Here is a 14423-nt window from a genome sequence, read left to right as displayed (position 1 = left end):
TCAGTCCTCTGATCGGGGCCGCTGGTTTTGCGGATCAAAAATGGCGTCCGAGTGGACGGTAACGGGTATGGCGCGGTTCAGAATCTGAACGCTCAGGCCCTCGCGGGGCGTACCTTTGCGAACGAAAAGCCAGCCCAGTGACTTGCCGACAGTATAGCCATGGCCCCCCGAGGTGGTCAGGCCGACGGCCTCACCATTCAGCAACACAGGCTCACCGCCGTGGATATCGATATCTTCTGCGTGAAGTTCGGCGTAGAACAGCTCCCATTCGGGCGCAGCCTCCACAAGCGCATCCCGCCCGACAAACTCGCGCCCCTCGGTCACGACAAACCGCTCAAGCCCGACATCAAAGGGCCCCACATCCGTGGTCAGCTCGCCCGAGGCACGATAGGCCTTTTCCATACGCATCCCGTTGAAGGCATAGCTGCCAAGATCGGCCAGCCCGTGCTTGGCACCCACGTCGAACAGAGCGTCATAAAGCGTTCCGATGTGCTCGAGCGGAGCGTGCAATTCCCATCCCAGTTCTCCCACGAAGGACACGCGCAGCGCATAGCAGGCCACTCCTGCCACCGTGATTTCCTGCCCCGACAACCACGGGAAAGCGGCGTTTGACAGGTCGGCATCAGTCAACTCGCCAAGGATACGGCGCGAGGCCGGGCCGGACAATGCCAGCATGCCCCAGTCTGCCGACCGGTTGACCATCTGCACATCTTCACCTGCGCGGATGTTGCTCTTGATCCAGTCGAAATCGGGATTGGCCCGTGCAATCGGAGAACCGGTGAAATAACGATCCTCGGCAATCCGCCAGATGGTGATCTCGGTTTCGAACCGTCCCTTTTCCGTCAGCAGGTGATTGAGGCTCATCCGCCCGTCGCGTGCCGGGATCTTGTTGGCCGAAAGGCGATCCAGCAAAGCGCCTGCGTCCTTGCCCGTGATCTCGAACTGGGCAAAGGCGCAAAGATCAATCACCCCCGCCGCCTCGCGAGTGGCTTTTGCCTCGTTCAGGGCGTTTTCATGCCACCCCTGATGCCCCCAGCCAATCTGTTCACTCTCACCCAAGGCACCGAAATAACGCGGGCGCTCCCAGCCGGCGACCTCACCAAACACAGCCCCTTTGGCGGCCAGCCGATCGTAAAGGACATGGCGATTGAGTGGGCGCAGGCTCTGGAACTGCTTGCCCGGACAAGGCGTGTCATGACGGCGCATGAATTCGTCTTTGGTGCGCTCGACGATGAAGTGATCGGTGCTGAAATCGCCGTACCGCCGCGGGTCCATGCCCCGTGTGTTGATCGGCGTTTCGCCATGCACCATCCAGTCGGCCAGCACCTTGCCGGCACCGCCCCCCCAGGCCAGACCGATTGACGATCCGCAGGACAGCCAGACATTCGGTGCGCCCGAAGGACCGACCAGCATCCCGCCATCCGGCGTATGGGTGATCGCCCCGCGCACCACGCGCTTGATTCCGAGGTCCGCCAGAATGGGCATCTTGTCGAAGGCCACCATCAGGAAATCGCCAATACTGTCGTAATCGGCTTCGAAAAGCTCGTTCTCCGCCGCCCAGGGCGCCCCCTGCGGCATTTCCCAGACGGTTGGACAGACGTGGCCTTCGTAGATACCGATCAGACCCGATTTCTGCTCCTGCCGGATATAGCCGCCATAGGCATTGTCGCGCATCACGGGCAATTCCGGTCGATCCATGAACTCCGGCACCGTGTCCGTCACCAGATAGTGGTGCAGGCACGAGACCGAGGGAATTTTCAACCCGAACCATTCCCCGACCTGGTTGGCATAGCTGCCCGCCGCGATGACGACGTGTTCGGCCCAAACATCGCCCTTTTCGGTGCGCAGCAACCAGCCATCGCCCTTGCGAGAGGCACCAAGAACCTGATTGTGGCGTTCGATCCTTGCACCCCGCGCACGCGTCGCGGCGGCAAGCGCCATGGTCACGCCCGAGGGGTCGATATGCCCGTCCTCGAAGGTTTGCACCGCCGCCTTGACGTCATCCACTTTGTAGAACGGATTGACCTTCGCGACCTCCTCAGGGCCGACCAGTTCCATCGGCAGATCCAAAAGCTTGCCGACCCCCATGATGGACTTCATCCAATCCACTTCGTCATCCGTTGTGGCAATGCGAAAGCCGCCAACCTCGTGCCAGCCAATGCTCTGGCCCGTTTCTTTCTCAACCCGCTTGTAGGTCTCGATCGAGGTCTTGTTGATCCAGCCAGCCAACCGGCTGCCAACCGCGTGCGCGATCTGCCCGGCGGCGTGCCAGGTCGACCCGGAGGTCAGCTCAGCCTTCTCGAAGAGAATGGTGTCGGTCCAGCCGTTCTCGGCCAGCTGGAACTGGGTGGCCACGCCCATGATACCGCCGCCGATGATGGCGACCTGGGTGGTGCGCAGGGTGTCAGACATCAGAATGCCTCCTTGGCGGGTTTCAACGAAGCCTTGGCGGCAAAGCGGGTACAGGCGATCTCGACTTCGAAGCCGGACACAACCGTTTTTTCCGCAAGCTGATCCAAGGGCGCCTCGACCATCGCCAGCGCCACGGAACGCCCAAAGCGATAGCTCCACGCGGCCGAGGTGATCTGGCCCACCACGCGGCCCCCAAAGTAGACCGGTTCGTCATGGATCGGGATGGCGTCCGGATCGTCAAACAAAACCGTCACGATCTGCCGCGCCGCGGGAAGGCGTTTGGAAACGCCTTCCGCAAGGGCCTTCGAAGGCCCTTCCAGCGCCGTCTCGCCAACGAACCCCGTGCCAAAGGCGCAGAACGCCCTCAAACCGGCCTCGAACGGCGTGGTGCCGGGGGACAATTCGTGCCCGAACGCCCGGAACCCGCTTTCGATCCGCAGGGAGCCACTCGCATAAAGCCCCGCATGTGTTGCGCCAGCCGCGACAAGCGCTTCGTGGGCCGCCATCGCCATTTCTGCCGGGATGTAGAGCTCGTATCCCTCTTCTCCGGTGAAACTCAACCGTCCCGCCCAGCCACGGGCCAGCCCGATCTCGACAGGGGCAAAGCCAAAGCGCTTAAGTTCCGGCACCGGGGCATTCGATGTGGCTTGCAAGACCCGACGCGCCTCGGCCCCAGCCAGACCGATGATGGCATAACCGCTGGTGACATCGGTGAATTCAACGCGGAACGCCCCGCGCGTCTCACGCATACGTTTCAGATCGCGCACCACTTCGCCCGCGCCCACGATCATCAAATACGTGTCCGGCCCATGCCGCTGCACGGTGATGTCGCTTTCCACCCCGCCCCTGCGGTTCAGGATCTGGCTATAGGCGATACGGCCTTCGGGAATATCCATCTGTGCCGCGCAAAGGTGATTGAGGAAGGCACATGCATCCGGCCCCTGCACCATGATCTTGCCAAAGGCACTCTGATCCAGAATCGCGGCGCCGTTGCGACAGGCCTCCACTTCCCACCCGACCTGTTCGCGCCATTTCGGGACGCCAAAGCTCAGGGGCAGATGCGCATCTTCGCCGCCGAAATGCACCGCACGTTCCCAGCCCCCCCGCGCCTCGAACCGCGCGCCTGCCGAAACAAGGCCCGCGTGAATGGGCGAACGGCGCTGGCCACGCGCGGTCTCCATGCTGCGCCCGGGATAGGGGTTGTCATAGTGACGACCAAGCACCTCGGGAATCCGCGCCTCAAGCGCCCCCAGCACGTTCATCTCGGGGCTGAAACGGCGGATGTCGGCCTCGTTCAACTCCATCGTCGGCTCACCGGCGATGATCCATTCGGCCATCGCCTTGCCCGCCCCACCGGCCAGCGCGATACCGGTCGAATTCATACCGCCCATCAGGAACAGGCCCGGCACCTCGGGGCTTTCGCCCAGCATGAACTGGCTGTCCAGCGTGAAACTTTCGGGGCCATTCAGCAGCATCCTCACCTCGGCCTTCTCCAGTGCAGGAATCCGCCGCAACGCATTTTCCATCATTGGCATGAAGTGGTCCCAATCCTCGTCCAGAAGATCGAATGAGAAATCCTTGGGCAGACGATCCAGCGGCAGCCCCTTGGCATGCGGCTCGAAGCTGCCAACCAACAGCCCTTCCACGTCGTCACGCGCATAGAGAAAGGCATCCTGATCGTTCAGTGTCGGCAGATGCGCGCCCTTGCCCAGCGCCTGCACCTCAGGCAGTGGTTTGGTCAGGATGTAAAAGTGTTCGCAGGCATAAAGCGGCATATGCGCACCCGCCATTGCCGCCACCTCCCGGGACCACAGACCACAGGCGATGACCACCTCGTCGGCCTCGATCAGATGATCTCCCACCTCGACACCGGAAATGCGGCCACTCTTCTTTTGCAAGCCGGTCACGGCGGTGTCTTCGAAGATCTTTACACCGCGTGCGCGTGCGCCCTTGGACAGTGCCAGCGCCACGTCCGACGGGTTCACCCGCCCATCCGCAGGGGACCAGACCGCCCCGATCACGTCATCCACCTCGATCAGCGGCCAAAGTTCCTTGGCGCGGGCCGCATCGACTACCTCTGCCTCAAGCCCAAAGGCCCGCCCCAGCGACACCTGCCGCTTGATATTGGTCAGCCGGTCCTCGTTGGTGGCCAGCGTCAGGCTCCCGGTCTGGGTCCATCCAGTCGCCTGTCCGGTTTCAACCTCCAACTCGCCATAAAGATCAATCGAGTAGTTGATCAGCTTGGTCAGCGTCGCAGACGGCCGCAACCGGCGCACCAGGCCCGCCGCGTGCCACGTAGTACCGCTGGTCAGCTTTGACCGTTCCAGCACCACGATGTCTTTGCGCCCCTCACGCGCGAGGTGATAGGCGATGGAACAGCCGATAACGCCTCCACCGATAATCACGGTGCGGGCATGTGTTGGCAGGGTCATGTCAGGACTCCGTCACGAATGAGCGAGGAAATGGCATCGTCGAACAGGCTTACCGCCTCGTCGATCAGATCAGGCGTATGCGGCAGGCCGGTCACGCAAGAGGTGAACGACATGAAATCGACACCCCGCGCCAACAAGCCATCGCGAAGGGCTTTCACCAGCGCCGGCGGCGTTCTGCGGATCGCGGCAGCGTCGAGACCGTCGATGGAGGTGCCCCCGAAATAGAGGTGGCAGGTCGAACTATCGCCATACGCCAGCGCCGCGACACCATGGCGTTCGAAGCTTGCGTTGAACCCATCCCGCAATCGGGCGGCCATGGCATCTGCATGGGCCTGTACATCACCGGTCGAGAGGAGTTCCATCGCCTTCACGGCACCTGCGGCCACCATGGGGGCGGCGTTGAAGGTGCCCTTGTGGCTCACCGGTGGCGAAAGACCATCGCGGGTTTCGGCAGGCGACAAAAGGTTCATGATCTCGGCGCGGCCAATCACGGCACCACCTGGCATCCCACCCGTCACCACCTTGGCAAGCGTCGTCAGGTCCGGTGTCACGCCGTCACGTGCCTGTCGGCCACCCGGGGACCACCGCAAACCGGTAATCACCTCATCGAAGATCAGCACATGACCCGTTTCCGCCGTCAGCGCCCGGATACCTTGCAGGAACCCATCCGGCAGCGGCACCGAACCATAGTTGGCACCTGATGCTTCGACAAAGACCGTGCCGATCTGCGAGTCATCGGCAAGCACCTGGGCAATGGCCTCGACCGAAGGCGGCGCGACAACCGTCAGGTCGCTGATGGCCTGCGGCACCCCAAGCGACGGCGCGGTGTTGGCACCGGGCTTGGCCCCTTTGAGAAGCATGTCATGCCAGCCGTGGAAATGCCCGTCCATGCGCAGGACCTTGTCACGCCCCGAATGGGCGCGACCAAGACGCAGGGCAAGCATGGTTGATTCCGTCCCGGACCCGGTGAAACGCACCCGTTCCGCACAGGGAAACAGCCGACATAGCCATTCGGCCCATTCGACCTCTAGCGGATGACAGTCTCCGGTATAGGGCATGGCCCCCATCTGTCGCGACACCGCCTCGACGATCTCTGGATGCGCATGGCCCAGCAACTGACTCGCCGCGCCAAGCTTGAAGTCAATGTAACGCTTGCCGTCAGCGTCCCATTTTTCGGCCCCTTCGGCCCGTGTAAAATAGGCCGGGTAAGGCGCGCGATAGCGTAACTCGTGGCTGACGCCACCCGGCATGACAGCGCGGGCGCGCGCAGCCCAATCGGCGTTCTTATGGCTCATGTCGGCCTCGCATGGTTAAGGATGATAGATTTCGGCGCGAGGTAGGCAGCCAGACCCGCCAGCCCCTTTTCCCGCCCGATGCCCGAGTGCTTCACGCCACCAAACGGGACAGTGTCGCCACCGGTTAGAAAGCCGTTGATAAACACCTGTCCGGCCTCAAGCTTGCGGGCCAGCCAGAGGGCGGTGTCATGGGCGCGCGTATAGACGCCGGCCACCAACCCATAGGGGCTGTCATTGGCAATGCGCAGGGCATCTTCGGCACCATCACAAAGATGGGTAACCAGAACCGGGCCGAAAATCTCGTCCCGCGCGATCTCTGCATCGGTTGGGACATCGGCAAAAATCGTCGGAGGAAAGAAAAAGCCGGGCCGATCAACACGCGCCCCGCCCAACACACAGGTCAGCCCCTGGGCCTTGGCCCGCGCAACGAAGCCTTCAACCCGGGCCAACTGCCCGCTCGAGATCAGGGGGCCGATGTGCGGATCGTCCAGCGGATCACCAAACCCCATTGCATGGGCCTTTGCCGCAACCTTGGCCAACAGCGCATCATGAACACTACGCGCACAGATAAGGCGTGCGCCCGCCGCACAAACCTGCCCCGCGTTGAAGAAAATCCCGCGCACCACCCCATCTGCGGCGGCATCAAGGTCTGCATCTTCCAGCACGATCACCGGGGATTTGCCCCCGAGTTCAAGCGTCACACCTGCCACCGGCGAGGATGCGGCCTGCATCACCTTGCGCCCGGTTGCAGTGGCCCCTGTAAAGGTCACGTGGGCAATCCCCTCATGCCCTGCCAGGGCTGCACCGATCTCGCCGCCGCCCGTCAACACGTTGAATGCCCCGTCCGGAAGCCCCGCCTGTGTTGCAAGACGCGCCACTTCCAAAGCCGTAAACGGTGTGAGTTCCGATGGTTTGGCCACCACCGTCGCACCTGCCGCCAGCGCCGGAGCCACGCCGCGCGCAAGGGTCGATATCGGATAATTCCAAGGCAGAATATGCGCCGTGACGCCCACCGGTTCGGGCACTGTCAGTGCGGTCTGATCCGGCCCAAGCGGGATCGTTTCGCCATTCAGCTTGTCACACACCCCTGCGTAGAACCGGAAATAGTCCGACGCGCGCCCAACATCCCTGAGCGCCTGCGACAGGGGTTTGCCCACATTCGCAGCTTCGATCCGCGCCAGGTGGTCGGCATTCCTTGCAATCATATCCGCAAGCCGGTGCAACACCTCCGCACGCTCTGTTGGCGGCGTCGCGGCCCAGATCGGCAGGGCAGACGCGGCTGAGGCCACCGCCTGCGACACCTGATCCGCAGAGGCTTCGCGAAACGGCGTAAGCGGCGTCTCATGCGCCGGGTCGATCAAGACGCGCTCAGCGCCCTCGCCTTCCCGAAGTGCGCCGCGCATCCACACGCCGAGGTCTTGGGTTGAAAGGGGCACGGACCTCACCCTCTTCCGATCTGTTCGCGCGTCAGGCGGATGTCGAACGCCTCCCGCACGCCCAGATCCAGCGCATCCGGGATATGGGTTGGAAAATGGCTGGCAAGTATCTCCCGCGCCTTTTCACGGGCCACATCTCCCACTCTCTGCCCGCCACTGTCCTGCCAATCCCGCGGGCTGCGACGATCCCCGACCTCGGGGTAGAAATAGTCGGATTTCATCCGGTTGAAGGTGTGGGTTTCGCCAAGGTAATGCCCTTCGCCACGGCACACCCCGGCAATCACATCGGCCGCGATGTTCTCGGGTGTCGCCTCAATCCCGCGAATGGTCCGCAGGATGTTGCCCAGAAGGTCATTGTCGCTCACATAGGCCGCATGGCTGACCCCGAGTAGCGAGGACATCATGCCCGCCGCCTGCGTCACGATGTTTGACCCCGCATGCGCCGCCATCGTCACCGCCAGCGATTTCTCGGCGCCATATTGCGCATCCAGCCGCTTGGCGTCAGTGATCCCGGCGATCGAACTGGTCGGCAAATCCCAGTGTCGCCCCATCTGGGCCGCGCCCGCCATCAGGATCGCCTGTTCGCCGCCGCCACCACTCATTGATCCAGTCCGCAGATCGGCAACAAGCGGCTTGGGGGCGAAGATCGCCTTGACCTCCGGGTCGACCAACCGGGCAAACACCAGCCCCGCCAGCGTTTCCGCCACCGCCTGCACCAGCGATCCTGCGATGGTGGCCGGGCTAGTTGCCCCCGCCTGCCCCGCGCTGATCAACTGCACCGGAAACCCTGCCTGGATCGCCAGTTCAAGAACCTCACAGGCCTCTTCGGCAAACCGCATCGGCGGCACCACGTGGCACACCATCACCGTCAGGAACGGCCGCGCCCGGAACGCCGCCTCACCTCCGGCAATCCGGTAACACAGCTCGGCAATTTGCTGCACGTTCTCGGGTTCGGTGATGGAAATGGAAACGTGCTTTGACGTTCCCATCAGACAGGCATAGGCGGTGTTGAGATCCATCACCGCGTTCTCTTCGATATCGCGTGCCACCACCGAGCGGCTGAAATGGTGGATATTGTCCATCTGGTCCACGATCCGCGCCGCATCATAGAGATCCTGAAGCGTCGAATCCCGATAATCGTGCGTATCGAGGTCGAACACGCCCGGCGCCGCCCCACCGGTCGACATGTGAACACGCGCCGAAGACAAGGTCAGATCGTTCTTGGCAATCTGCCCGCACAGTTTGAAACTCCGGCTCGCCCCCTCGATGGCCCAAGCCACCAATTCGCGCGGAAACAACAGCCGGTCATCCTCGGTTACGCTGCCACCGGCCGCGATCACGCGCTCCTTCATAGAGGGAATGGCCTGGCTCAGGCCCAGCGTTTCCAGCAGCGTCAGAGCACTTTCGTCAACCAGCCGCACCTCGCTTTCCGACAGCGGCTTGAAACGCCCGGCTTCCACACCAGCCCATACCGGCGGGTTCTCTTCGACGTCACTGGCTTGGCTCAGTCGGGTCTTACGACCGCGCCTGCGTGCTGGTTCTGACATGATCTCATGACTTTCGCTCAAGATTTCTCACAGGAAACCACGCCAAAATCCTCTTTACAAAGACAGTGTTCTCACCAAATGATGAGCCAAACTTAACAGTAGACTGCCATGCTGCCTTCTCTCTCCGCCCTTCGCGCCTTTGACGCCGCAGCCCGCCTTGGCAGTTTCCGCGCCGCCGCAGACGCCCTGTCGGTCAGCACAACCGCCATCAGCCACCACGTGCGCGGCCTCGAAGACCACCTGAATGCGCAGCTTTTCCACCGCGTTGGTCGCAACGTGGAACTGAGCGAAGACGGCCAGCGTCTGGCCGAAGCCACGTCAGAGGCCTTTGCCCGTCTCGAAGATGCGGTCGACAGCTTCACACAGCGCAGCCGGAAGGTCGTGCGGATCGCCGCCGGCCCCATTTTCACCGCCCGCTGGCTCATGCCACGGATCAGCGATTTCTGGGATCAGCATCCGGGCATCGAACTGGAATTCACGCCAACCTACCGACCAGGAGAATCCGGCGGTGCCACAACCGACATCATCATCCGCTGGGACCGTCTGCAAAACATGCCCCACGCAGCCGCCACTCTGGTCGCCCTGCAACCCATCGCCGTGGCCGCGCCTGCATTCGTGGAAAAACACGGGCCCTTCGCCAATCCGCAAGATCTGCTGTCTGTTCCAATCCTGCATCAACGCAATCACTGGGGCTGGATGGATTGGTTCTCGGCGCAGGACGTCCCGATCTCCCTGCCTCTTCGCGGTCCGGTGTTTGAAGACGCCAATGTCCTTATTCGCGGCGCAGCCGAAGGTCAGGGCGCGATCATCGGGTGGCTGCCGCTGATCGAACAGGACCTCAAAGAAGGTCGCGTGGTGCGTCTCTTCGACGAGGACATGCCCGCCACCCACGGGTATTTCGCAGAAATCCGCGACGACGCGCGCAGCCGACGGGAAAGCCGCAAAGTGCTGGACTGGCTGAACAGCTACATGTCCTGAGCCATCCGGATGGCTCCCCGTCTCAGAGCTGATCCTGAAACCTCTCGATCAGCTTGGCCTTGAGGATCTTGCCCGTCGGCGCGGCGGGCAACTCATGCGCCACGATGATCCGGCTTGGCCGTTTGTAGGGGGCCAGTCGATCCTTCACGAAGGCCTTCAGATCGCTCTCTGTGATCGAGCAATCCGGCGCGACCTTGACAAAGGCCAGCACCTCTTCGTTGCCTTCCACCGCACGCCCCACAACGCCCGCCACGATAACCTCGGGATGGTCCGTCAGGGTCGCTTCGATCTCGACAGGATAGACGTTAAAGCCTGAGCGGATGATCAACTCCTTGGAGCGTCCGACGATATACATCCGACCCTCGGCATCAAAACGCCCAAGATCACCAGTGCGGAAAAATCCGTCTTCTGTCAGGGCCTTGGCGGTCTGCTCCGGGTCACGAAAATACCCCTTCATCACCTGTGGCCCACCAAGAAGGATTTCACCAATCCCCTCGTCCGGCTCGGCCCCGGGCGCTTCCATGTCAATGCGGAACGCGCAGTTCAGCATCGGGCGGCCGACGCTGATGTCAGGGTCTCCAAAGGCGTTGTTGGTGGCACAGACCCCGGCCGCCCCTTCGGTCAAACCATAGCCGTTTTGCAGCGGCAGACCATAAAAGGCCTCGGCCTCGCGCTTCCAGACCGGATCAAGCGGCGCACCACCGGACGATACATAACGCAGCAATCCCTTTTCATACCGTGGGATATTCTGCTCCTTGGCGTAGTGAAACAGATGCGCGTGCATCTGCGGCACCCCCGGTAGAAAGGTGACATCCGTATTCAGGGCCCGGAACATCCGCTCGACCGAGAACCGGGTTTCCATGCGCATGACGCCCTGCGCCTTGCACATCGCCAGAAAGGTCACGAACCCGTAGATATGAGACAGCGGCAAAGCGAGGAAACAAGTATCATCCGCCCGCATCCCCCGCACTTTTGCCGAGGCATGAGCTGCGTTGACAAGGTTGCCATGGGTGAGCATCGCCGCTTTCGGTGCCCCCGTCGTGCCCGACGTATAAAGCATCAGCGCCACTTGTTCCGCTGCGGTCTCGAACACGAGTTCCGGCGTGGCCCCATCCCTCTGCATCAACGCGGCCTGCCCAAAGCGTCCCTCCACGCACTCGGCACCGAAATGCGCGGCATGTGCGCGTGCCGCATCGGACACGTCGGTGCTGAACATCGCGAGGCTTGGATCACTGTGGTCGAAAATGCGCTGCAACTCGGCCTCCGTCAGGCGCGCGTTGATCACCACGGAAATCGCATCCAGACGGCTCGCCGCGAGAAAGAAGGCCGGCACGGAAATCGTGTTCTCGAACACGAGGACAACACGGTCGCCCGCCTTTACCCCCCTCGCACGCATCGCCGCCTCGGCGTCCTCCACAGCGCCCGTCAGATCCTGCCAGCTATAAGCAACATCCGCGTGGTCGATGATCGCCGTTGCCTCGGGTTTCACGGCAACCACTTCATCCAAGAAGTCATGAATTCGTCTTTGCATCGGACCTCCCTACCTCCCGGATGCGACGTGAACTGGAATACCTTGCGCCTTTGCAAATTTCAATATGCGGAATTTAGTTCCGGCGCGTCACGATCCCAGAATTCCCGTCACGCCCCCGGATCAAAGGCCGAAACCTGATCCAAATACAACGACTGCACCCAGTTGCAGAACAGCCTCACCTCGTCACGCGGCCCCTTGCGATCGTTCAGCACAAGGTAATGTGATCGCCGCTTGGGCAGCTTGTACTCGGTCGGCGCCACGAGGTCGCCGCGTTCAAGATAAGGCCGTGCAAAGCTCTCAAGCACCATGGTCACGCCGCGTCCTGCGCTGACGGTCTGCAAGGCCATCAGCGAGGAATCCGCCTTCAGCCAGTCGGTTGTCGGCTTCAGGTCCAACCCATGCAATTCCGCCAACCGCCCCCAGTCGGTTTCCGACCCAATGATCTGCACCACCTCGGATGACGCGAGGTCTTCTATCGCAGGCGTCTGTCCAAATCCGGCGGCATAGTCCGCCCGACACACCGGAATCGCGGATTCGTGTCCCAGATGAAGGATACGCGCCTCGCCCCAGTTGCCCTGCCCAAACCGGATGTCCACATCCAGGCCCTCGTCGTCAAACCGATCGGTCCAGATCGAAGTCGTCATCTGAACGTGAATGTCCGGATGCGCTGCCTTGAACAGGGCCAGTTGCGGAGCAATCACAAGCGCCGCGCTGGAAATCGACGCGCGAACGCGCACCACCCGCTTGCGCTTGGCGCCGAACAACCCATTCGTCGCAAGGGCCATCTCCTCGAAAGACTTGCGAATTTCCTGTGCGTAGGCATGGCCGACATCGGTCAGGGCCACGCCCCTTGGCAACCGTTTGAAAAGCTGCGCGTTCAATCGGCTTTCAAGGTGTTTAATCTGCTGGCTCACCGCAGCAGGCGTCAGCCCAAGTTCATCTGCCGCCGACGAAAAACTGCTGTGACGAGCAGCTGCATCAAAGGCCCTGAGCCATGTCACGTGTGGGAGATCGGCCATTTACCATTAACCTCAGTTTAGCCTTAGGCGAAAAACACATTGTTTGATTTACACCTAACGCCCGTCCCATCTTCACGCAAGAACAGGAAGGGACCGCGCATGGCGCAGACGTACGACTTCATCATCGTCGGAGCCGGATCGGCAGGCTGTGTGCTCGCAGACCGCCTGACGGCAAGTGGACGGCATCAGGTGCTTTTGGTCGAAGCCGGAGGCAGCGACCGGCGCGCCTGGATCAAGGTGCCCGTGGGCTATGCCTACACCTTTGCCGACCCGGCGGTGAACTGGCGCTACACAACAGAAGCCGACCCCGGCCTTGATGGCCGAGAAGGATACTGGCCGCGCGGCAAGGTCATTGGCGGCTCAAGCTCGATCAATGCCATGGCCTATGTCCGCGGCCTGCCGCATGATTTCGATGATTGGGAGACCGCCGGAGCAAAGGGATGGAACTGGGAAACCGTCAAGGCCCGCTTTGACGCACTGGAATGCAACCTTGAAAGCGGTGCGCAGAAGCAAACTGCGCAACGCGGCACTGGCCCCGTTGTGGTTTCTTCCCTTCAGGACCGCATGAACCCGTTCACGCGCCACTTCCTGTCTGCCGCAGAAGAGATGGGCTGGCCGGTCTCGCACAACATGAACGCCGCCCCCGACAACGCCGACGACAGCCAGTTTGGCGAAGGTCTGACCTATGTGCGCAGCACCGTGAAAGGTGGACTGCGCTGGTCGGCCGCCGACGCCTTCCTGCGCCCGGCCCTGAAACGCCCCAACCTGACGGTCATACGCAAGGCCCAGGTGGAACGCATCCTGTTGAACGGCAAGCGCGCCACTGGCATCCGCTACCGCCACAAAGGCCGCACTGAGGACGCCCGGGCCGCCCGCGACGTGATCCTGAGCGCCGGTGCCGTGAACTCACCGCAACTCTTGATGCTCTCCGGAATTGGCCACGAGGCAGACCTCAAACCCCACGGAATCGCGCTACACCACGCTCTGCCCGCAGTCGGCAAGGGCCTGCAAGATCACCTCGCGGTGTCCCACCTGTTCCGGGCCACAGAGGACACGCTGAACGCCAAGCTGGGTACTTTTCCCGGCAAGGCCGTCGCCGCGCTGCAATTCGCACTTGCAAGACGCGGCCCGTTAAGTGTTCCGGTCAACCAGTGCAGCGGCTTTGCCCGCACCCGGGGTGCAAACCGTGCCGACGTTCAGGTCTATTGCAACCCTGCATCCTACGGCACCTTGCCCAATGGCAAACCCTACATGGATCGCGACAACGGCTACCTGCTCTGCGTTCAGCCCTGCCGCCCGACAAGCCGTGGAGAAATCTCCCTGAGATCCGCCGATCCCACGACCGCGCCGGTCATCAAACCGAACTCGCTTGCCACCGAAGAAGATCGCGCAACCGCCATCCGGGCCAGCCGCCTGTTGCAGGACCTGGCCATGACACCAGCCCTTCAGGCCGTCACCCGCGACCGCTGCGCACCGGACATCGTGGGGATGGATGACGATGCGCTGCTGGAAAACTTCCGCACACGCGCCGGCACCGTATTTCACCCCACCTGCACCTGCCGCATGGGCGACGATCCAAACACATCCGTCGTCGACTCCCGCCTGCGGGTCCACGGGCTCTCCGGCCTGCGCGTGATCGACGCGTCGGCCTTTCCCAACATCACCTCCGGTAACACCAACGCACCAACCCTGATGCTTGCTGACAAGGCAGCGGACATGGTGCTGGAAGACACGCAAACACTGGCCCAGGCGGCCGAGTAACAGGATCTCCTC

9 protein-coding genes are annotated in these 14423 nt (G+C 62.2%); 2 read left to right on the top strand and 7 right to left on the bottom strand.

Annotated features, from left to right (window positions below):
* The 5 genes from NNA36_RS04705 to NNA36_RS04685 are packed head-to-tail and all read right to left on the bottom strand — an operon-like array spanning nucleotide 1 to nucleotide 9122.
* Entirely contained in the window at nucleotides 1-2412 is a 2412-nt protein-coding gene (locus NNA36_RS04705; RefSeq protein ID WP_255104670.1) for an FAD-dependent oxidoreductase, read from the bottom strand.
* The gene (locus NNA36_RS04700) at nucleotides 2412-4844 is read right to left on the bottom strand and encodes an FAD-dependent oxidoreductase (RefSeq protein WP_255104669.1); all 2433 of its coding nucleotides are present in this window, start codon (nucleotides 4842-4844) and stop codon (nucleotides 2412-2414) included. Before NNA36_RS04700 ends, NNA36_RS04705 begins: the two co-directional genes overlap by 1 nt.
* Entirely contained in the window at nucleotides 4841-6139 is a 1299-nt protein-coding gene (locus tag NNA36_RS04695; RefSeq protein WP_255104667.1) for an aspartate aminotransferase family protein, read from the bottom strand. The genes NNA36_RS04700 and NNA36_RS04695 overlap by 4 nt, the downstream gene beginning before the upstream one ends.
* Nucleotides 6136-7575: an aldehyde dehydrogenase family protein gene (locus NNA36_RS04690; protein ID WP_255104665.1), complete on the bottom strand. Its 1440-nt coding sequence runs from the start codon at nucleotides 7573-7575 to the stop codon at nucleotides 6136-6138. The genes NNA36_RS04695 and NNA36_RS04690 overlap by 4 nt, the downstream gene beginning before the upstream one ends.
* A 5-nt stretch (nucleotides 7576-7580) precedes the next feature.
* Nucleotides 7581-9122 carry a trimethylamine methyltransferase family protein gene (locus tag NNA36_RS04685; protein WP_255104663.1) on the bottom strand — a complete coding sequence of 514 codons (1542 nt, stop codon included), beginning with the start codon at nucleotides 9120-9122 and terminating at the stop codon, nucleotides 7581-7583.
* Between the two features lie 108 nt (nucleotides 9123-9230).
* Here NNA36_RS04685 and NNA36_RS04680 point away from each other — a divergent pair, with 108 nt between their 5' ends.
* On the top strand, nucleotides 9231-10100 hold the full coding sequence (locus tag NNA36_RS04680) for a LysR family transcriptional regulator (protein ID WP_255104660.1): 870 nt from the start codon (nucleotides 9231-9233) through the stop codon (nucleotides 10098-10100).
* A gap of 22 nt (nucleotides 10101-10122) precedes the next feature.
* On the opposite strand, the gene NNA36_RS04675 is transcribed toward NNA36_RS04680, so the two are convergent.
* Nucleotides 10123-11631 carry a class I adenylate-forming enzyme family protein gene (locus tag NNA36_RS04675; RefSeq protein ID WP_255104658.1) on the bottom strand — a complete coding sequence of 503 codons (1509 nt, stop codon included), beginning with the start codon at nucleotides 11629-11631 and terminating at the stop codon, nucleotides 10123-10125.
* A gap of 107 nt (nucleotides 11632-11738) precedes the next feature.
* Nucleotides 11739-12650 carry a LysR substrate-binding domain-containing protein gene (locus NNA36_RS04670; RefSeq protein ID WP_255104657.1) on the bottom strand — a complete coding sequence of 304 codons (912 nt, stop codon included), beginning with the start codon at nucleotides 12648-12650 and terminating at the stop codon, nucleotides 11739-11741.
* Between the two features lie 99 nt (nucleotides 12651-12749).
* Between NNA36_RS04670 and NNA36_RS04665 the strand changes: the two genes are divergently transcribed.
* Nucleotides 12750-14411 (top strand): GMC family oxidoreductase, encoded by a 1662-nt coding sequence (locus NNA36_RS04665; protein ID WP_255104655.1) that lies wholly within the window; start codon nucleotides 12750-12752, stop codon nucleotides 14409-14411.
* The last annotated feature ends 12 nt before the right edge of the window (nucleotides 14412-14423 follow it).

It is taken from the genome of Shimia sp. CNT1-13L.2 (genome assembly GCF_024331145.1).
GTDB lineage: Bacteria > Pseudomonadota > Alphaproteobacteria > Rhodobacterales > Rhodobacteraceae > Shimia.
The sequence above is the reverse complement of the archived record's forward strand: the minus strand, read 5'-3'. Positions and strand labels throughout refer to the sequence as shown.

Bases quoted from the DNA above. Each gene is read 5' to 3' on its own strand.
- NNA36_RS04670 (WP_255104657.1), bottom strand. From the start codon at position 12,650: ATGGCCGATCTCCCACACGTGACATGGCTCAGGGCCTTTGATGCAGCT.
- NNA36_RS04680 (WP_255104660.1), top strand. From the start codon at position 9,231: ATGCTGCCTTCTCTCTCCGCCCTTCGCGCCTTTGACGCCGCAGCCCGC.
- NNA36_RS04665 (WP_255104655.1), top strand. From the start codon at position 12,750: ATGGCGCAGACGTACGACTTCATCATCGTCGGAGCCGGATCGGCAGGC.
- NNA36_RS04695 (WP_255104667.1), bottom strand. From the start codon at position 6,139: ATGAGCCATAAGAACGCCGATTGGGCTGCGCGCGCCCGCGCTGTCATG.
- NNA36_RS04700 (WP_255104669.1), bottom strand. From the start codon at position 4,844: ATGACCCTGCCAACACATGCCCGCACCGTGATTATCGGTGGAGGCGTT.
- NNA36_RS04705 (WP_255104670.1), bottom strand. From the start codon at position 2,412: ATGTCTGACACCCTGCGCACCACCCAGGTCGCCATCATCGGCGGCGGT.
- NNA36_RS04675 (WP_255104658.1), bottom strand. From the start codon at position 11,631: ATGCAAAGACGAATTCATGACTTCTTGGATGAAGTGGTTGCCGTGAAA.
- NNA36_RS04685 (WP_255104663.1), bottom strand. From the start codon at position 9,122: ATGTCAGAACCAGCACGCAGGCGCGGTCGTAAGACCCGACTGAGCCAA.